Origin of the sequence: Brucella sp. MAB-22 (assembly GCF_025908475.1) — a bacterium.
Classification (GTDB): domain Bacteria; phylum Pseudomonadota; class Alphaproteobacteria; order Rhizobiales; family Rhizobiaceae; genus Brucella; species Brucella anthropi.
This window is the reverse complement of sequence record NZ_CP109782.1, coordinates 1,840,883-1,858,587: the sequence shown is the minus strand read 5'-3', so window position 1 is coordinate 1,858,587 and position 17,705 is coordinate 1,840,883. Positions and strand designations below refer to the sequence as shown.

Here is a 17,705-nt window from a genome sequence, read left to right as displayed (position 1 = left end):
CAAGCAGAATCATATTTTGTTAACCATTTGCTGGCACCTTCATGCACAGGCAACGATAGTTCCGTGTGCTGCCGTGAGGGACATCGGGTCGGCTGCGGAAAGGGGATAAGAGATGCGCGTCCTTTTGATTGAAGACGACAGTGCTATCGCACAGAGCATCGAGTTGATGCTTAAGTCCGAGAGTTTTAATGTCTACACGACCGATCTGGGCGAAGAAGGCATCGATCTCGGCAAGCTATATGATTACGATATCATCCTGCTGGACTTGAACCTGCCGGATATGTCTGGTTACGAAGTTCTTCGCACCTTGCGTCTGTCCAAGGTGAAGACGCCGATCCTTATCCTTTCCGGCATGGCCGGTATCGAGGACAAGGTTCGCGGTCTGGGCTTCGGCGCCGATGACTACATGACCAAGCCGTTCCACAAGGACGAGCTGATCGCACGTATTCATGCGATTGTGCGCCGTTCCAAGGGGCATGCTCAGTCGGTCATCACGACGGGCGACCTGGTGGTCAATCTGGATGCGAAGACGGTCGAAGTTTCCGGCCAGCGCGTTCATCTGACCGGCAAGGAATACCAGATGCTGGAGCTTCTTTCGCTCCGCAAGGGTACGACGCTTACCAAGGAAATGTTCCTCAACCATCTCTATGGTGGCATGGATGAGCCGGAACTGAAGATCATCGACGTCTTCATCTGCAAGCTGCGCAAGAAGCTTGACGCTGTTTCCGGTAGCCAGAGCTACATCGAGACTGTCTGGGGTCGCGGCTATGTGCTGCGTGAGCCGGATGCGGAAATGCGCGAAAGCGCCTGATCGGCAACAGGCTTCGAAATGTAAAAAGCTCCGCTTCGGCGGAGCTTTTGCTTTTTGGGGACTGCTTTCGGATTTAGGCGGACAGGATGCCTGAAAATTGTTCGGTGAGATAGGCGCGGTCAAACGGCTTCAGGATGTAGCCATTGGCGCCTGCGCGCTTCGCCCGCATGATGCGGGTCACATCGAGTTCATAAAGACACAGGATGATGCGGGGGCGGTCGCCGCCCGGCATGGCGCGGAGCTCGGTTACGACCTCCAGCGCTGTCATGTCCGGAAGGTCATAGTCGAGCAGAACGACGTCTGGCATGCGCGCAAAACAGGTTTCGAGCGCTTCCCGGCCGGTTGAGGCCTCAGCAAATTCTGCAATGGTTTCGGAAAGGACGCGGCGCGCGACTTTGCGAATGACGGAGGAATCGTCGACCAGCAGGCAACAACCTGTCATTGGTTCATTCGCCATGCAGTCCCCCTCCACAAATGCGTGTTGGCTGTCACGCCTTCGCTGAATATTTTCTGACGCATATCTCGCTGGAAATGCGTTGCCTGACTGATAGAGGGTTTTATGACTGTTTGCCAGTGTGAGCGCGGGTCGGCCCCGCGCTCAGGGGCGCTTATTCAGCAGAAAATACGATGTCTTCCGCAGTGGCGTGGATGGAAATCTTCATGCCGGCTTCTTCGGCCAGAAGCAGAGTGTAGTAAGGCTGGACGGAATGGGCGTCGATTGGCTCTTCCGGGGCAGCACCCGAGTGAAGCTCAAGGAACTTCGGTGGAACGCGCAGCATACGACCCTTCACGGTGATGACGAAGCGCGGTTCGGTGTCCCCGCCTTCAAGGCGCACGGCCAGTGAGCCGCCACGTGGTATGGCTGCATTGCCGATCAGAAGCATGTTCAGAAGCAGCTTGACCTTGTTCTTGGGCAGAAGGACACGCGTGCCTTCCCAGGTGAATTCCGGCTTTTCGTTCTTGAAATATTCAGTGGCGACGTTCTGTGCATCGCCTGTGTCTATCTGCACGCCAGCCGAACCTGCAGCGCCAAAAGCGATGCGGGCAAACTGAAGGCGGGCGGAGGCATTGCGGGCGCTCGACTTGATAAGCGCCATGGCGTCTTCGTCGGCTCCGCCTTCTTCCAGCAGTTCCAGACCGTTATTGATCGCGCCAACCGGCGAAATGATGTCATGACAGATCCTGCTGCACAGAAGCGCACCGAGGTCGAGCGCAGAAAGGGTAACGGGCATTGGCATGGCGTTTTCTCCGGAACGCGGATCGATCCTGCTCGTCCCGGCGTGTTGGATGAGCAGACCGTTATCGGTTGACGAGACAGTTCGCAAAGCCAGAGTTTGCGCGCTGCATGAAGGTGGGCGAATCGCCCGGAATATCGATTTAACTGGATACACGCGCCGTCGGACCGCCGCAACAAAGCTCTCTTTCCGGTTCTTTCGGGCTCCGGCATTCCCTCACATCAGTGTGAAAAGCTGGAAATCGTATGCCTTCGTAACGCCAATTTCGATGCTTAAAGGTTTGGACAATAAATTCGGGTCTAAAATAGGTGCGATTCGACCGAAATGTCCGTAAGAGACGTGGTCTGGCTTTTAACAGGGCCGTCAGACAGAGGAGCGGAGAGCCAAAAGGAATTTTACATGGCCATACAATCCCTGTCGCAAATCAGATTCCGCAATGCGGCGTGCTTCGTTGCGTTTTTTGCGGCGCTGTTTGTTTCTTTCATCGCTCTGCCAAATCAGGCCAGAGCACAGAACACATACACTGCCGAGGAAATCGTCGAATCTGGTCACAGGTTCTTCGGGTCGACTTCGGGTGGCATCGCAAGCGCGGTCGAAAAGGCGTTCCAGAGTTTTGGTCTGCCCAACGGCTATATTCTTGGTGAAGAAGGCTCCGGCGCTTTCATCGGCGGCCTGACCTACGGCGAAGGCACGCTCTATACCAAGAACGCAGGCGACCATAAGACCTACTGGCAAGGCCCTTCACTTGGCTGGGATTTCGGCGGGCAGGGTTCTCGTGTGATGATGCTCGTCTACAATCTCGACGACATCCAGAACCTTTACGGTCGTTATGCCGGTGTTGCAGGCTCTGCCTATGTCATTGCGGGTGTCGGCTTCAACGTCCTGAAACGCGAGAACATCATGCTGGTGCCGATCCGCACCGGTGTGGGCGCGAGGCTAGGTGTGAATATCGGTTATCTGAAGCTGTCCGCTGCGCCGACGTGGAATCCGTTTTAAGGATTAGTTGCGCATGGGTGTCTTTTCAGCCGGAGATTGTTTTAGCTGGCTGGAAAGACGGTCGATTGCGCACTATGAATAGGAAATACTTGTCTGAAACCGTTCGGGCCTATTTGAAATCGTGATCCAGTCCGCTCTCTTTTTCATATTCGGCGTTCTTGTGACAGTTTTCGTCGTGGTTCTGCTCGGCCCTTCGGTCTGGCGCCGTGCCTTTTTTCTGGCGCGACGGCAGGTTCAGGCGGAACTGCCGATAACGCTGGCCGAGATACGTGCCGACCGCGACGGGTTGCGCGCCGAACACGCCGTTGCGGTCAGCCGTCAGGAACAATTGCTGAAGCTCGAACGCCACAAGAACGCGGAACAGAAGGTGACGCTCGCCCGACAATATGAAGAGCTGAAACGCATTCCGCTCCTCGAAGGAAGCCAGGCGGAGATCGAGAAGCAACTGGAAGAGCACGAGCGGGTGACGAAAGAAGCCGAGACAGCGCGTGACACGGCGCTGGAAAAGGCAGAAATCCTCCAGGCGGAACTGGAACGGATGCAAAGCCACTACAGCGCGCTCGAGGGACTGGCCGATACCTTGCGTATCGAAATAAGTGGAAGCGAGACGGAGTACAGCCGTCTGACAAACGAGATGACTGAAATGCGTCGAGATCGCAAGGAAGCCGCAGCACGTTACAACGAAGTTTCGACCCAGTTGACCTCTGCACAAACGGAGCTGAAAAGCGAAAAGCGGCGCAATGGTGAACTGCAGCAGAAGCTTGAAAAGCTGATATCCGAGCTTTCCGACGCGCAGGAAAAAATCGAGCGCTATAGCCGTAAGAATGCTGGCGCGAGTGACAACCCCGAGTTGGCCGAAATCGAACGCGAGAATGCAGCGCTTCGTGAAGAAATGGCCGTGCTCGCCGCCCGTATGGTGGCTGCGACCGCTGAAAAAGAAGGACCGGAATCTCCGATCCATTCAATTCTTGAAGCGGCAGAAAAATCTGACACAGGAAAAGACAAGAAATCCGGCCCCAAAAGTCTGGCGCGCCGCATTCGCGACCTGCAATAGAGCATTTCCAGTTTAAATCGAATCGTTGGAAATACTCTATCTCTTTGTTTTTACGCGCGTCTTTATCCCATTATAGCGGAATCAGAAATCAGTTCAGTGGACTGATTTCCTCGCGAAGGCGGTTCCCACTTTTGGGAGACATGCTTTAGTTCAGCGATTATTCCTTGCCGAAAACATCCGACCAGTCAGGATGACGCATCGCCTGCGCGTGCATGAAGCTGCAGCGCGGGATGATTTTCCATCCGCTGCGCCGCGCGTCCAGAACGGCATTCTTGGCAAGCGCCTGCGCGACGCCTTTGCCACGCATCGTATCCGGCACGAAAGTGTGGTCGATGGAAATCAATGAGGGACCAAGCTTCGTATAGGTCATTTCGGCTTCGCTGCCGTCAAGAACAGCCGCATAGCGTCCGCCGTCGGAGCTGTCTTCCTTGCGAATCTCGATAGTCCCGCTCATGCCATCCTCCTGAACAAATACGTGTTCTGATCAACGCATCAAGTTCACAACATAGGAACGGAATGTGCAAATAAAAACCGGCCACGTGGGCCGGTTTTCGATTTGTCGATCCATGACAAGCACGGAAGATATTGTTCCACCGAGGCCATGATCCCCGTCCTTCCAAAACCTGTCCCGGTTTTGGCGAGACAGGTCTTAGTGACGATATTGTTGTATTCTGGTGGTCCTGAGACCGGCGAGACCATGCTCGTCGATCGAGGATTGCCAGCCAAGGAACTCCTCCACCGTCAATGTATAACGCTGGCATGCCTCCTCAAGGCTCAGAAGTCCGCCGCGAACAGCAGCGACAACTTCGGCCTTGCGGCGGATGACCCAGCGCCTTGTATTGGCGGGGGGAAGGTCCGCAATGGTCAGCGGGCTGCCATCGGGACCGATAACATATTTTATACGCGGTCTTACCAGATCGGTCATTGTACTCTCTACACAACACTCAAGGACCTAATCGAGTGTGAGACTAACGCGACAGCTTTAAAAATTACCTAAGCAGCTGGTAACTCTCTGGTAAGACTTGGAAAAATTTTCGTTTTCGCCCTATTGCCGGCGTTTTTGCGACATATGTCTGGAAAACCTCACGGGGAAGTGTGGCTTGCCTGTCGCAATCTGGACAATGATTGTTCCCGGACCCTTGGCAAATTGCCGCACTTTAGCCTATATAGGGCGCAGAAATCTAAATTTTGAGAAGCAGGGCGTATGCCCGGAAGCTGGAATCAATCATGAGCCTGAACAGCCTCGATCTGCCGGGAAAGCCGGAAGACACGCGCGTTGTCGTCGCCATGTCGGGCGGCGTCGATTCATCTGTTGTGGCCGGGATTCTCAAACGTGAAGGTTACGATGTCGTTGGCGTGACGCTGCAGCTTTATGATCATGGCGCAGCCGTTCATCGCGCTGGTTCCTGCTGTGCGGGACAGGACATCGAAGATGCCCGCCGCGTTTCGGAAAGTCTCGGCATTCCGCATTATGTGCTCGATTACGAAGCACGCTTCCGCGAAGCTGTGATCGATCCATTTGCGAATTCCTATGTCAGCGGCGAAACACCGATTCCATGCGTCTCCTGTAACCAGACGGTCAAGTTCGCCGATCTTCTCCAGACCGCACGCGATCTTGGCGCCGACGCGCTGGCGACAGGACATTACATTCGCAGCCGCGCCAATGGTGCGCACCGTGCGCTTTATCGTCCGGTCGATACGGATCGCGACCAGAGCTATTTCCTGTTTGCAACCACGCAGGAGCAGATCGATTATCTGCGCTTCCCGCTCGGTCATCTGCCGAAGGCACAGGTGCGTGAAATTGCAGAGGAAATGGGCCTGACTGTCGCCAAGAAACAGGACAGCCAGGACATTTGCTTCGTGCCGCAGGGCAAATATTCCGACATTATCTCCAAACTGAAGCCGGAAGCGGCCAATCCCGGCGATATTGTCCATATCGATGGCCGCACGCTCGGCCGCCACGATGGCATTGTACACTACACCGTTGGCCAGCGCCGTGGCATTGGCGTTGCCACAGGTGAACCGCTTTATGTCGTGCATCTCGATGCCGCCAATGCGCGGGTTATCGTCGGTCCGCGTGAAGCGCTGGAAACGCACAAAGTCTTCCTGCGTGACATCAACTGGCTGGGCGATGCGCCGATCAGCGATTTGCCTGAAGGCGGAATGGAAGTATTCGCGAAGGTTCGCTCGACTCGACCGCCACGCCCTGCCGTGCTGCGCCATGCCGATGGCCAGACTTGGGTTGAGCTGGTCGATGGTGAAAGCGGTATCGCTCCGGGACAGGCCTGCGTGCTTTATTCCGATGAAAGCAACACTGCGCGCGTCTTTGGCGGCGGCTTTATTGGCCGTTCGGAACGCGAGCCGCAGGCAGAAGAGATGTTGCGCCGCCTTGTCGCCAACACGGCAAGTGCCTCGGCAGCTTGAAGCTTTTTGTGATCGATGAATGAAAAGCGGGTGCGAGAGCATCCGCTTTTTTTATGTGTGTCAGCAAGATGCAATCTCAGTTAGAGCATTCGTTGTTATGCATGTCTTTATTCCGAAACCGGTTTCCACTTTCGAGATACATGTTCCAGAGTTTGAAAGCGACAAACGGGAAGTCAATTGCACTGGCTGCGTCTAAGCTCATAGTGAGCGGTATTTTGAGCGCGTTTTGATCCGGCCGAATCAGATCGGCGCTCCAACTTTTTGTTTTGATGCGCATCCCGAAAACCGTTCCACGCTTTTCGGGATGCGCTCCAAGCTTTGGCTTCAGAGGTCTTGAAGATGACGGCGCAGAAAATGATGGGGTGGAAGGAATGGGCGATGCTTCTTGTTCTTTCCGTTCTCTGGGGCGGTTCATTCTTCTTCAACGGCATTGCTGTTCGAGAATTGCCGCCTTTCAGTATCGTCACGCTTCGGGTGGGGCTGGCTGCGCTCGCTTTGGTCGTATTGATTCGCATGATGGGCCTGTCGCTGCCGAAAGACCGCCGTGTATGGCTGGCGTTTTTCGGAATGGGCTTTCTCAATAATCTGCTGCCTTTCTGTCTCATCGTCTGGGGGCAGACCCAGATTGCCAGCGGGCTGGCTTCCATCCTCAATGCCACGACACCGCTCTTCGGCGTCATTGTTGCGCATTTTCTGACGGCGGATGAAAAGATCACCCGGAACAAAATTGCTGGCGTTTTGATCGGCTTTTGCGGTGTAGCAATCATGATCGGACCCGATGCCATCGGCGGGCTTGGAGGCAATCTGTGGCCGCAGCTTGCGATTCTGTGTGCTGCTTTTTCTTATTCGCTGGCGGGAATTTTCGGTCGCCGCTTCAAAGCGATGGGGGTCGCGCCGTTGATAACCGCTACCGGCCAGGTGACGGCCACGACCGTCATGCTCATTCCGGTGGCTTTGTTGGTCGATCATCCCTGGACGCTGGCCGCTCCGAGCGCGGCAGTCTGGGGAGCGCTGGCCGGTATCGCGCTTCTTTCAACAGCACTAGCTTATGTTCTCTTTTTCCGCATTCTTTCGACTGCGGGCGCGGTCAATCTCATGCTGGTGACGTTTCTCATTCCCGTTAGTGCGATCCTGCTCGGAGTGCTCTTTCTTGGCGAGACTTTGCAAGCCAAGCATTTGATCGGCATGGCAATGATCGCCGCAGGATTGGCAGCCATCGACGGCCGGTTGATAGCAGCGGTATTGCCATCGTCAGGCAAACGAGAAATCTACTGAAACTTGCTGAAGCGCGACAAGGCGATGCCGGATGCGGTTGCAACATTCAGGCTGTCGAACGCAGTGGACATGGGAATTCGCGCTGTTTGCAGCTTCTCAAGCAGGCGTGGCGGTAATCCTTCGCCTTCCGTGCCGAGCAAGAGCGCCTGTCGGCCGTGCTTGGTCGCATCGTAGACACTGAGCGACGATGACGGGCTTAGCGCAAGCAGGTTGAAGTCGGCATCGCCCAGCGCAGCGATGATCTCATCAATGCTTCCACCGTGGAAATAGGGAACTTTCAGCGTGGCGCCGACCGATACCCGAATAGCCTTGCGGTAAAGCGGGTCGCAGCACGTATCGTCCATCAGGACGCAGTCGGCTTCGAAAGCGGCGGCATTGCGGAAGATCGAACCGACATTGTCGTGATTGGAAATGCCGCACAAAACGACGACGAGTGATTTTGCGGGCAGGGTATTCAGCATTGCCTGAAGGCTTGGCGGCGTCTTGCGACGGCCTACTGCAAGAATGCCGCGATGGACATGAAATCCTGCGACCGCATCCATAACAGTTTGTGGAACGGAATAGACAGGAACCTCTGAGGGCAATTGGCTGAGTTGTTCGCCGAGGCCCGCAAGCCGGTTCTCCAGAACGAGCAGCGATTCTGTCTCAAAACGCGCCGAAGATGAGAACAGAACGTTCAGAACCACTTTACCTTCAGCGATAAACCGCTGCTGGCGTCCTACAAGATCCTTCTCGCGAATATCGCGATAAGGGGACAAGCGGATGTCGTTCGGATCGTCGATCTGCTGGACGCAGCCGTGCGAATGAGTGTCTTGGTTCATCGCACGGCTGTGACCTCATGTGATTATGCGTGAGCGACTGCCGCCAGATTATGTCTGCGCGGTGTTGGACTCATATACAGACTTGAAAGTGTCGACAACATCAACTCGATATGCGGCGAAGAGACCATATAATAGATGGTCTGCGCGTCGCGACGGGTAGAAACGAGGTCAAGGGCTCGCAATTTTGCCAGGTGCTGAGACAAGGCGGATTGGCTAAGGTCAATCGCCTTGGCAAGCGCACCTACCGACATTTCATTATGAAGCAACTTACATAAAATTAGTAATCGCTTATTGTTAGCAAGTGCCGACAGGAAGTCGGCAGCCTGATCTACATTTTCAATTAAATCAAAGAAAGTATTCTCGTTGCTCATTTGCCGTCATACCCCCGTAAGACTCGACAAAGTTAAAAATATACATGCGAATTTTCATAAGCATGCATATTGAAAATAATGCCATATGCAGAATTTGAAAAGCCCTTGCTTATATTCAATCCAGTATAAAGACGTGCAATTTCGTCCCAAAAAAAATGCGGTTTTGTTTCAGGGGGCTTTATTTACTGTTTGGTCAGTGCTGTAACAGCTTCCCTTACGGAGGGTGGATTCGAAGGAAAAACGTAACGCAGAACAAGGTCGCCATTGGCGATGTCGACGCCATCCGGATCCAATCCTATCACCTTTTTCTGATCTTTGACGGTTCCCGCTTTTAAAAGCTGTTGAGCAATTTGCGCAATTTTTGGTGCGTGATACTCGTTCATGCTGTCGAGCGCATTTTGCTCGCTTTCGGCAAAGTCCGCGCTGATCGACGCAGCGCAGAGCAAGTCGTCCTGTGTCAGGTTGAATGCCTTGCCAAAGCCACCATTCAAGCTGGCGCTTTCCAGTTCAAGCCGGAAAAAGACAAAGTCTCCAAGATCCACATAAAGCGAACCCTTCGGATTGTGATTGAGATAACGTCGCCGAATGCGGGGGTAGTCAGCGGCTGTTCTCTCAACTTTCCGGGCCTGACAATGAAGCGTGACGCGCGCATGGGCGAGGGGGTCTCCCTTGCCAACCTCGCCGAGCAGAAGCGAGCAGGCCGGGTTTGCCAGCAGCCCCGGTGTGTGTGCCGCCAATCCGGAAACCAGGATGAGAGGCGTTCCGTCCATATCCGTCGCTACGGAGACACGACTTGCCAGTGGCCTGCCGGTCGCAGCGTCGGAAACGGCGATGGCACCGTAGCGCGATGTCCGCAACAGGGTTTTGGCAAGCTGAATGGCTTCAGGCGTGGTCGGGCGAATTGGATTGGTTTCAGGCATGGCTGTCAGACTCAAATATGACTAATATTATCCACTTAATACTGTGCCTTATTCGATAGAGCCAGCGAATTCGGTGGAGTACTTATGCCGGACATTCAAAACTGCAAGCAATTTCCGATTGATCGGCCGCATTGACGTCGCGCCTGAGTCGGTGATGCATAAGTTGCATTATCCCATGCAAAATGCGTGCGAATAATATTATAAATCAAGGGGCTTTAGCGCAATATTTCGAAATTTCGTCGATTGATGGAATAAAAATCTAACCATTGGGGCCAAAACCCGTTGAGAATGTGAACTGGTTCTACAGATTGCGCTTGCAAAGTGACAGTCCACGCGTTTCGATAAGCGCAAGCTGCGGGCAATGGGGTGCGCGCGGCATGCTTTTCCGTGGAGGCGGACAATAATGAAATTCTACCAAAAACTCCTGGCAGCAACCGCGCTGGTGGCTCTGATGAGCGGTGCTGCATCGGCAAAGACCTTTGTATATTGCTCGCCGGCTTCGCCTGAAGGCTTCGATCCGGCTGCCTATACCGGCGGCGATACGTTCGATGCCTCGGCACATCCGGTCTACAACCGCCTTGCCGAATTCGAAAACGGAACGACGAAAGTCGTGCCGGGTCTCGCAGAAAGCTGGGATGTTTCCGCCGATGGTCTGGAATACACCTTCCATCTGCGCAAGGGCGTCAAGTTCCATTCGAACGACTATTTCACGCCGACCCGTGATTTCAACGCTGACGACGTGATCTTCTCGTTTGATCGCATGCGCAACAAGGACAATCCTTGGCACCAGTACACCGCTGGCATCACCTACGAATATTTCGACAGCATGGAAATGGGTGCGCTGATCAAGGAAATCACCAAGGTTGACGATTATACCGTCAAGTTTGTGCTGAACCGTCCAGAAGCGCCGTTCCTCGCAAATATCTCGATGCCTTTCGCTTCGATCATTTCGAAGGAATACACGGACAAGCTTGCCGCCGACGGCAAGAAGGACGATCTCAATCAGGTTCCGGTCGGTACTGGTCCTTTCCAGTTCGTCGCCTACCAGAAGGACGCCGTCGTCCGCTTCAAGGCCAACGAAAACTATTGGGGTGGCAAGCCGAAGATCGACGATCTCGTCTTCGCAATCACGACCGATCCTGCTGTTCGCGCGCAGAAGCTCAAGGCTGGCGAATGCCACCTGATGTCCTATCCTGCTCCGGCAGACATCAAGGGCCTTCAGGCCGATTCCAACCTCAAGGTTGACGAACAGGCTGGCCTCAATGTTGCTTACTTCGCGTACAACACGCTGAAGGCACCTTATGACAAGCCGGAAGTGCGCAAGGCGTTGAACCAGGCTATCAACAAGCAGGCCATCGTCGATGCCGTGTTCCAGGGTCAGGGCCAGGTTGCCAAGAACCCGATCCCGCCGACAATGTGGGGCTATAACGACAAGGTCGAGGACGACAAGTACGATCCGGAAGCTGCCAAGAAGGCTCTCGAAGCCGCTGGCGTCAAGGATCTGAAGATGAAGCTGTGGGCCATGCCTGTCAGCCGTCCGTACATGCCGAACGCACGTCGTACTGCTGAACTCATGCAGTCCGATCTGGCCAAGGTTGGCGTCAGTGCCGAGATCGTTTCGATGGAATGGGGCGAATACCTCAAGAAGTCGTCCGACAAGGACCGTGACGGTTCCGTCATCCTCGGCTGGACCGGTGACAACGGCGATCCGGACAACTTCCTGGGCACGCTTCTCGGCTGCGCCGGTGTTGGCAATAACAACCGCGCCCAGTGGTGCTACAAGCCGTTCGAAGACCTGATCCAGAAGGCCAAGGTTTCGACCAGCCAGGAAGAGCGCACGAAGCTTTACGAAGAAGCACAGGTAATCTTCAAGGAGCAGGCTCCTTGGAATACGCTTGCTCACTCGACGGTCTTTGTGCCGATGTCGGCCAAGGTTACGGGCTTCAAACAGAGCCCGCTCGGCGATTATCGCTTCGAAGACGTTGATATTTCCGAGTAAAATCTGACAACACAAGCGGCCGGGTGTAGGGTGATCCCCTGCACCCGGTCGGAGTTTTTGTATGTTCCGTTTCATATTCAACAAACTCGTCTATCTGGTTCCGACCTTCATAGGCATTACAATCGTAGCCTTCGCCTTCGTCCGGGTTCTTCCCGGCGATCCTGTGCTACTGATGGCCGGCGAACGCGGCGTAAGCCCTGAGCGCCACGCCGAACTGATGGCGCAACTTGGGTTCGATCGCCCGATCTGGCAGCAATATCTGGACTATGTCTGGAACCTGCTGCATGGCGATTTCGGTCAGTCTCTGGTGACCAAGAAGCCTGTTCTCGTCGAATTTTTCGCGCTGTTTCCTGCAACTGTCGAATTGTCCATCTGCGCGATCATCGTGGCTATTCTCCTTGGCATTCCTGCCGGCGTCATCGCTGCTGTCAAGCGCGGCTCGTGGTTCGATCAGGGCCTGATGGGCATTTCGCTGGTCGGTTATTCGATGCCGATTTTCTGGTGGGCGCTGCTGCTCATCATTTTCTTCTCGGGCGTGCTGCAGTGGACACCGGTTTCCGGTCGTATCTCGCTGCTCTATTTCTTCCCGCCTGTGACCGGTTTCATGCTGATCGACAGTCTGCTGTCGGATCAGAAGGGCGCTTTCGCCTCGGCGGTCTCGCATCTCATCCTGCCGACCATCGTGCTTGCGACCATTCCGCTCGCCGTTATCGCGCGTCAGACCCGCTCCGCCATGCTGGAAGTTTTAGGCGAGGACTATGTGCGCACCGCTCGCGCCAAGGGCCTGCCGGTTCGTCGCGTTGTCGGACTGCACGCACTTCGCAACGCGATGATCCCTGTTATCACGACCATCGGCCTGCAGGTCGGCGTTCTGATGGCTGGTGCGATCCTGACCGAAACGATCTTCTCATGGCCCGGTATCGGCAAATGGATGCTCGATTCCATTTTCCGTCGCGATTATCCGGTCGTGCAAAGCGGACTGCTGCTGATTGCATTCATCATCATGCTGGTGAATCTGGTCGTGGATCTGCTGTACGGCCTTATCAATCCGCGTATCCGGCACAAGTGAGGGTATCATGACACACTCAGCTATTCAGCCGGAAGCCGCGAACGACATTGGCAAGATGCGTGCGCTGAAGGACTTCTGGTTTTATTTCAGCGTCAACCGTGGCGCTGTGATCGGTCTTTTCGTATTCCTCGCGATTATTCTGGTGGCGATCTTCGCTCCATTGATTGCGCCGCACGATCCTACGGAACAGTTCCGTCAATTCGTGAAGGTTCCACCCTTCTGGGAAGATGGCGGTTCGACCCAGTTCCTTCTGGGAACGGATGCTGTCGGGCGTGATATTCTGTCCCGCCTGATCTATGGCGCGCAATATTCGCTGCTCGTGGGCTTTGTCATCGTCATTATTTCGATGTGCCTCGGCATCACCATCGGCCTCATCACCGGCTATTTCGGTGGCGGCGTCGATACGGTGTTCATGCGCATCATGGACGTTATCCTGGCATTCCCGTCGCTCCTGCTGGCTCTGGTTCTGGTGGCGATCCTCGGGCCGGGTCTGATCAATGCCGTTCTGGCGATCACGCTGGTTCTGCTGCCGCACTTCTCGCGTCTCACCCGCGCCGCCGTCATGGCGGAAAAGGAACGCGAATATGTGACCGCGGCCAAGCTTGCCGGTGCAAGCAAGCTGCGCCTGATGTTCAAGACCATTCTGCCGAACTGCCTTGCTCCGCTTGTGGTGCAGGCAACGATGTCGTTTTCCAACGCCATCCTCGACGTTGCGGCTCTGGGCTTTCTTGGCATGGGCGCGCAACCGCCAACGCCAGAATGGGGCACGATGCTTGCCGAAGCGCGTGAGTTCATCCTGAGTGCCTGGTGGATCGTTACTTTCCCCGGCCTTGCTATCCTGATTACTGTTCTCGCCATCAACCTGATTGGCGACGGTCTGCGCGATGCGCTTGACCCGAAACTGAAGAGGAGCTGATCGATGGCTCTGCTTGAAATCAAGAACCTCACGGTTTCTTTCGACACTTCGACAGGCCCGTTCCGGGCGGTCGACGGGATCGACATAAGGGTTGACAAGGGCGAAGTGCTTGCGATTGTCGGCGAGTCCGGTTCGGGCAAGTCGGTCGGCATGCTTGCCGTCATGGGGCTTCTGCCTAAGACGGCAACTGTTACCGCAGACACCATGACCTTCGATGGCAAGGACTTGCAGGCAATGTCCGACAAGGAGCGCCGCAAGATCATCGGTCGTGATATTTCGATGATTTTCCAGGAACCTGTTGCCAGCCTAAACCCGTGCTTCACGGTCGGGTATCAGCTTGAGGAAGTGTTGAAGCAGCATATGGGCATGAACGGCTCGGCGAGCCGTGCGCGTGCTATCGAGCTTCTGGAACTCGTCGGCATTCGCGATGCAGCGGAACGCCTGAAAAGCTTCCCGCATCAGATGTCGGGTGGCCAGTGCCAGCGCGTCATGATCGCTATCGCGATTGCCTGCAACCCGAAGCTCCTTATCGCCGACGAACCGACAACAGCTCTCGACGTTACGATTCAGAAGCAGATTCTCGATCTTCTGATGCGGCTTCAGGTGGAACACGGCATGGGCCTCATCATGATTACCCATGATATGGGTGTCGTGGCTGAAACGGCGGACCGAGTGATCGTGCAGTACAAGGGCCACAAGATGGAGGATGCCGACGTGCTGTCGCTGTTCTCTGCGCCCAAGCACCCTTACACCCGTGCGCTGCTCTCGGCCCTGCCGGAAAATGCGACCGGTGATCGTCTTCCGACGGTTTCCGATTTCGTCTTTGAAAATAATGGTGCGGGAGAAGCGCGATGAGCGAGATTGTTCTCGAGGCGCGCGACATCAAGCGCGATTATCATGTTGGCGGTGGTCTGTTCGGCAAGGCGAAAGTGGTTCATGCCGTCAAGGGCGTGAGCTTCAAGGTCGAAAAAGGCAAGACGCTGGCGATCGTTGGTGAATCGGGTTGCGGCAAGTCCACGCTGGCACGTATTCTCACCATGATCGATCCGCAGACCTCTGGCGAACTGAAGATCGGCGGCAAGGATGTGGATATCGCTCGCGATGGCCTGACGCCCGAAATGCGCCAGAAGGTGCAGATCGTTTTCCAGAACCCGTATGGCTCGCTCAATCCGCGCCAGAAGATCGGTGACGTTCTGGCCGAGCCTCTGCTGCTGAATACGAACATGTCAGCCGAGGAGCGTCGCGCGAAGGCTATGCAGATGTTGTTGAAGGTCGGCCTCGGTCGCGAACACTTCAACCGCTATCCGCATATGTTCTCCGGCGGCCAGCGCCAGCGTATCGCCATTGCGCGTGCGCTGATGCTCAACCCGAAGCTGCTCATTCTCGATGAGCCGGTTTCCGCGCTCGATCTGTCCGTTCAGGCGCAGGTTCTGAACCTGCTGTCCGATCTGCAGGAAGAGTTCGGTCTCACCTATGTTTTCATCAGCCATGACCTTTCGGTCGTGCGCTACATCGCCGATGAGGTGATGGTGATGTATTTCGGTGAGGTGGTTGAATACGGCTCGCGCGACGACGTTTTCAACAATCCGCAGCATGACTATACGAAGAAGCTTTTTGCTGCGACGCCGCGTGCGGATGTCGATGCCATCAAGGCTCGCGTTGAAGCACGCGCTGCTGCCAGACAGGCAGCGCATAGCTGATCTACATCTATATGCAGTCTGAAATGAAAAAACCGCACATGAAAATGTGCGGTTTTTTGTTTTGAGCATCTCCAGCAAAAGCGCGAACGAATATAAGCGCATTCCGCTCTAGCTGGACGTTCCGCGTTGCTGATGCCAGGCGAGGGCGCGCACGATGTCATCTGCTGCAATCTTGCCGACGATGGCGCCGTTTTCGATGATGCCAACATCGCCGCTGCTGTCTGCCACCGCATTCATCAACTCGCGCACCAGCGTTTCGCGCCGGGCAGTGGCCGCAAAAGGACGTGGCGCTGCTTGGCGATCGAAGGGCACCATAATGTCGCCTGCCCGAAGCACGCCGAGCGGGTTCATATGGGCAACGAAGTCAGCGACATAATCGTCGGCAGGCTGCAGGAGAATCTCCTGCGGCGTGCCGCACTGAACGATACGCCCGCCTTCCATGATGGCGATGCGATTGCCAATTTTCATGGCTTCGTCGAGATCGTGGCTGACGAAAACGATGGTCTTTTTCAATCGTGACTGGAAGGCCAGCAACTCGTCTTGCAAGCGCGTGCGGATCAGCGGGTCGAGGGCCGAGAATGGCTCATCCATCAGCAGAATCGGTGCGCCGGTTGCAAAAGCGCGGGCAAGCCCGACGCGTTGCTGCATGCCGCCGGAAAGTTCTCCAACCTTGCGCTTGGCCCAGTCCTGCAGGCCGACAAGTTCAAGCTGGTCGCGCGCTTTGGCAAGGCGCTCTTCCTTGCCCATACCGGAAATTTCCAAGCCGAAAGCGACGTTTTCTTCAACCGTACGCCAAGGCAGCAGGCCGAACTGCTGGAACACCATGGAGACGAGTTCGGTGCGCAGATGGCGCAGGGTTCCGCGATCGGCCTTGCCGACATCTATGGCGCGCTCGCCTTCCCGTACGAGAACGCGCCCGCGCGAAATCGGATTGAGCCGGTTGATTGCGCGAAGAAGGGTGGATTTGCCCGAGCCTGACAGCCCCATCAGAACGAGGATTTCACCTTCCTCAATGTTGAGTGTGCAGTTGTGCACGCCCAGCACGAGATTGGTTTCAGCCTGAATCTGGGAACGGGTAGCGCCGCGATCCGCAAGAGCAAGTGCGTCATCGACATTGCTGCCGAAAATGATGCAGACGTCTTCGAGTGCGATGATGGTCATCCGCGTGCTCCTGATCTTTGTTGGAGCATGATCTGTTCCGAAAACCGGTTTCCACTTTTCGGGATCATGCTATTTCTCGCGTCCGGCGCGGAAGATACGGTCGAGCACGATGGCGACCACGACGATGACAAGTCCAGCCTCGAAACCGAGTGCGGTATTGACCGAATTCAAGGCCCGGACAACCGGTACGCCAAGGCCGTCGGCGCCGACAAGGGCTGCAATGACCACCATCGAAAGCGACAGCATGATTGTCTGAGTCAGACCGGCGAGAATTTGCGGCATGGCATAAGGCAGCTCAATCTTCCACAAGAGCTGAGAACGCGACGCACCGAACGCTTCACCCGCTTCGATCAGCGATGAGGGTGTGGACGATATGCCGAGGTGGGTCAATCGCACCGGCGCAGGCAGAACGAAGATTGCCGTTGCAAGCAGGCCCGGCACCATACCGATGCCGAAGAAGACAATGGCCGGGATCAGGTAGACGAATGTCGGCAGGGTCTGCATCAGATCGAGCACAGGACGCATTGCGGCGTAAAGCGCGGGGCGATGGGCTGCGGCGATGCCGAGCGGCACGCCGATGGCCATGCAGAGAAAGCAAGCTGACAAAACGAGGGTCAGGGTTTCGAGCGTTCGATCCCAGTAACCCTGATTGATGATGAACAGGAAGCCGATCACGGTCAGCACGACCACCGAGATACGACGCTGGATCAGCCACGCGATGACAGCGAAGATTGCGATGAGAAGCAGAGGGTGCGGGAGCTTGAGAAGAAAAAGCAGCCCGTCAATGAGGCTCTGCATGACGGCGGCGAGGGTATCGAAAAAGCCGCCCATATTGTCCGTCAGCCAGTCCACCACGGATTTGGCGGTCGGTCCGACAGGGATCTTGTAGTCCGTCAGCCAGTTCAACGATCAAGTCTCCTGCTGCGTGCTAGAGCATTTCCGGCAAAGGTGCG

Annotated in this window: 19 protein-coding genes; 10 read left to right on the top strand and 9 right to left on the bottom strand. The window is 55.5% G+C overall.

The window, feature by feature from the left end:
• Positions 1-112: 112 nt before the first annotated feature.
• Positions 113-811 (top strand): response regulator transcription factor CtrA, encoded by a 699-nt coding sequence (gene ctrA / locus OHI65_RS18500; protein WP_010659553.1) that lies wholly within the window; start codon positions 113-115, stop codon positions 809-811.
• A 73-nt stretch (positions 812-884) separates the two neighbouring features.
• Here the strand turns inward: ctrA and OHI65_RS18495 are convergent, their stop codons facing one another.
• A complete protein-coding gene (locus OHI65_RS18495; protein WP_125300039.1) occupies positions 885-1,268 on the bottom strand; it encodes a response regulator in 384 nt (127 codons plus the stop codon).
• 151 nt (positions 1,269-1,419) lie between these two features.
• Positions 1,420-2,049 carry a histidine phosphotransferase ChpT gene (chpT, locus tag OHI65_RS18490; RefSeq protein ID WP_006467394.1) on the bottom strand — a complete coding sequence of 210 codons (630 nt, stop codon included), beginning with the start codon at positions 2,047-2,049 and terminating at the stop codon, positions 1,420-1,422.
• A gap of 396 nt (positions 2,050-2,445) precedes the next feature.
• On the opposite strand from chpT, the gene OHI65_RS18485 reads away from it, so the two are divergent.
• On the top strand, positions 2,446-3,042 hold the full coding sequence (locus OHI65_RS18485) for a DUF1134 domain-containing protein (protein ID WP_010659556.1): 597 nt from the start codon (positions 2,446-2,448) through the stop codon (positions 3,040-3,042).
• A 145-nt stretch (positions 3,043-3,187) separates the two neighbouring features.
• Entirely contained in the window at positions 3,188-4,096 is a 909-nt protein-coding gene (locus tag OHI65_RS18480) for a hypothetical protein (RefSeq protein ID WP_185757971.1), read from the top strand.
• A gap of 157 nt (positions 4,097-4,253) precedes the next feature.
• On the opposite strand, the gene OHI65_RS18475 is transcribed toward OHI65_RS18480, so the two are convergent.
• Together OHI65_RS18475 and OHI65_RS18470 are read right to left on the bottom strand one after the other, a co-directional pair.
• The gene (locus OHI65_RS18475) at positions 4,254-4,550 is read right to left on the bottom strand and encodes a GNAT family N-acetyltransferase (protein ID WP_010659558.1); all 297 of its coding nucleotides are present in this window, start codon (positions 4,548-4,550) and stop codon (positions 4,254-4,256) included.
• A 195-nt stretch (positions 4,551-4,745) separates the two neighbouring features.
• Positions 4,746-5,021 (bottom strand): DUF1153 domain-containing protein, encoded by a 276-nt coding sequence (locus OHI65_RS18470; RefSeq protein ID WP_010659559.1) that lies wholly within the window; start codon positions 5,019-5,021, stop codon positions 4,746-4,748.
• 302 nt (positions 5,022-5,323) lie between these two features.
• Here OHI65_RS18470 and mnmA point away from each other — a divergent pair, with 302 nt between their 5' ends.
• Positions 5,324-6,520: a tRNA 2-thiouridine(34) synthase MnmA gene (mnmA, locus tag OHI65_RS18465; RefSeq protein ID WP_012091625.1), complete on the top strand. Its 1,197-nt coding sequence runs from the start codon at positions 5,324-5,326 to the stop codon at positions 6,518-6,520.
• 339 nt (positions 6,521-6,859) lie between these two features.
• The gene (locus OHI65_RS18460) at positions 6,860-7,795 is read left to right on the top strand and encodes a DMT family transporter (RefSeq protein ID WP_012091627.1); all 936 of its coding nucleotides are present in this window, start codon (positions 6,860-6,862) and stop codon (positions 7,793-7,795) included.
• Here OHI65_RS18460 and OHI65_RS18455 read toward each other — a convergent pair.
• The 3 genes from OHI65_RS18455 to OHI65_RS18445 all read right to left on the bottom strand — a co-directional run bounded on the left by OHI65_RS18455 (position 7,789) and on the right by OHI65_RS18445 (position 9,907).
• Positions 7,789-8,616: a TrmH family RNA methyltransferase gene (locus OHI65_RS18455; RefSeq protein WP_071633927.1), complete on the bottom strand. Its 828-nt coding sequence runs from the start codon at positions 8,614-8,616 to the stop codon at positions 7,789-7,791. The two genes, OHI65_RS18460 and OHI65_RS18455, sit on opposite strands and share 7 nt — an antisense overlap.
• Positions 8,617-8,639: 23 nt before the next feature.
• The gene (locus tag OHI65_RS18450) at positions 8,640-8,987 is read right to left on the bottom strand and encodes an ArsR/SmtB family transcription factor (protein ID WP_010659564.1); all 348 of its coding nucleotides are present in this window, start codon (positions 8,985-8,987) and stop codon (positions 8,640-8,642) included.
• 182 nt (positions 8,988-9,169) lie between these two features.
• A complete protein-coding gene (locus tag OHI65_RS18445) occupies positions 9,170-9,907 on the bottom strand; it encodes a HugZ family protein (protein WP_125300042.1) in 738 nt (245 codons plus the stop codon).
• Positions 9,908-10,310: 403 nt separating this feature from the next.
• On the opposite strand from OHI65_RS18445, the gene OHI65_RS18440 reads away from it, so the two are divergent.
• From OHI65_RS18440 to OHI65_RS18420, 5 genes are all read left to right on the top strand, one after another.
• A complete protein-coding gene (locus OHI65_RS18440) occupies positions 10,311-11,906 on the top strand; it encodes an ABC transporter substrate-binding protein (RefSeq protein ID WP_010659566.1) in 1,596 nt (531 codons plus the stop codon).
• Positions 11,907-11,967: 61 nt separating this feature from the next.
• Positions 11,968-12,975 (top strand): ABC transporter permease subunit, encoded by a 1,008-nt coding sequence (locus OHI65_RS18435; protein ID WP_010659567.1) that lies wholly within the window; start codon positions 11,968-11,970, stop codon positions 12,973-12,975.
• A 7-nt stretch (positions 12,976-12,982) separates the two neighbouring features.
• Positions 12,983-13,891 (top strand): ABC transporter permease subunit, encoded by a 909-nt coding sequence (locus tag OHI65_RS18430; RefSeq protein ID WP_010659568.1) that lies wholly within the window; start codon positions 12,983-12,985, stop codon positions 13,889-13,891.
• Between the two features lie 3 nt (positions 13,892-13,894).
• Complete coding sequence (locus tag OHI65_RS18425; protein WP_010659569.1) at positions 13,895-14,746, top strand: ABC transporter ATP-binding protein; 852 nt, start codon at positions 13,895-13,897, stop codon at positions 14,744-14,746.
• Positions 14,743-15,591: a dipeptide ABC transporter ATP-binding protein gene (locus OHI65_RS18420; RefSeq protein ID WP_010659570.1), complete on the top strand. Its 849-nt coding sequence runs from the start codon at positions 14,743-14,745 to the stop codon at positions 15,589-15,591. The genes OHI65_RS18425 and OHI65_RS18420 overlap by 4 nt, the downstream gene beginning before the upstream one ends.
• Before the next feature lie 108 nt (positions 15,592-15,699).
• Here the strand turns inward: OHI65_RS18420 and choV are convergent, their stop codons facing one another.
• Both choV and choW read right to left on the bottom strand, forming a co-directional pair.
• The gene (gene choV, locus OHI65_RS18415) at positions 15,700-16,752 is read right to left on the bottom strand and encodes a choline ABC transporter ATP-binding protein (protein WP_125300043.1); all 1,053 of its coding nucleotides are present in this window, start codon (positions 16,750-16,752) and stop codon (positions 15,700-15,702) included.
• Positions 16,753-16,821: 69 nt separating this feature from the next.
• Positions 16,822-17,658 (bottom strand): choline ABC transporter permease subunit, encoded by an 837-nt coding sequence (choW, locus tag OHI65_RS18410; RefSeq protein ID WP_012091632.1) that lies wholly within the window; start codon positions 17,656-17,658, stop codon positions 16,822-16,824.
• Positions 17,659-17,705 lie beyond the last annotated feature (47 nt).

Coding starts and splice junctions, on each gene's coding strand:
- OHI65_RS18440 (WP_010659566.1), top strand. CDS start 10,311: ATGAAATTCTACCAAAAACTCCTGGCAGCAACCGCGCTGGTGGCTCTG.
- OHI65_RS18435 (WP_010659567.1), top strand. CDS start 11,968: ATGTTCCGTTTCATATTCAACAAACTCGTCTATCTGGTTCCGACCTTC.
- OHI65_RS18430 (WP_010659568.1), top strand. CDS start 12,983: ATGACACACTCAGCTATTCAGCCGGAAGCCGCGAACGACATTGGCAAG.
- OHI65_RS18470 (WP_010659559.1), bottom strand. CDS start 5,021: ATGACCGATCTGGTAAGACCGCGTATAAAATATGTTATCGGTCCCGAT.
- OHI65_RS18485 (WP_010659556.1), top strand. CDS start 2,446: ATGGCCATACAATCCCTGTCGCAAATCAGATTCCGCAATGCGGCGTGC.
- ctrA (WP_010659553.1), top strand. CDS start 113: ATGCGCGTCCTTTTGATTGAAGACGACAGTGCTATCGCACAGAGCATC.
- OHI65_RS18460 (WP_012091627.1), top strand. CDS start 6,860: ATGACGGCGCAGAAAATGATGGGGTGGAAGGAATGGGCGATGCTTCTT.
- choV (WP_125300043.1), bottom strand. CDS start 16,752: ATGACCATCATCGCACTCGAAGACGTCTGCATCATTTTCGGCAGCAAT.
- mnmA (WP_012091625.1), top strand. CDS start 5,324: ATGAGCCTGAACAGCCTCGATCTGCCGGGAAAGCCGGAAGACACGCGC.
- OHI65_RS18455 (WP_071633927.1), bottom strand. CDS start 8,616: ATGAACCAAGACACTCATTCGCACGGCTGCGTCCAGCAGATCGACGAT.
- OHI65_RS18445 (WP_125300042.1), bottom strand. CDS start 9,907: ATGCCTGAAACCAATCCAATTCGCCCGACCACGCCTGAAGCCATTCAG.
- OHI65_RS18495 (WP_125300039.1), bottom strand. CDS start 1,268: ATGGCGAATGAACCAATGACAGGTTGTTGCCTGCTGGTCGACGATTCC.
- OHI65_RS18425 (WP_010659569.1), top strand. CDS start 13,895: ATGGCTCTGCTTGAAATCAAGAACCTCACGGTTTCTTTCGACACTTCG.
- chpT (WP_006467394.1), bottom strand. CDS start 2,049: ATGCCAATGCCCGTTACCCTTTCTGCGCTCGACCTCGGTGCGCTTCTG.
- OHI65_RS18420 (WP_010659570.1), top strand. CDS start 14,743: ATGAGCGAGATTGTTCTCGAGGCGCGCGACATCAAGCGCGATTATCAT.
- OHI65_RS18475 (WP_010659558.1), bottom strand. CDS start 4,550: ATGAGCGGGACTATCGAGATTCGCAAGGAAGACAGCTCCGACGGCGGA.
- OHI65_RS18450 (WP_010659564.1), bottom strand. CDS start 8,987: ATGAGCAACGAGAATACTTTCTTTGATTTAATTGAAAATGTAGATCAG.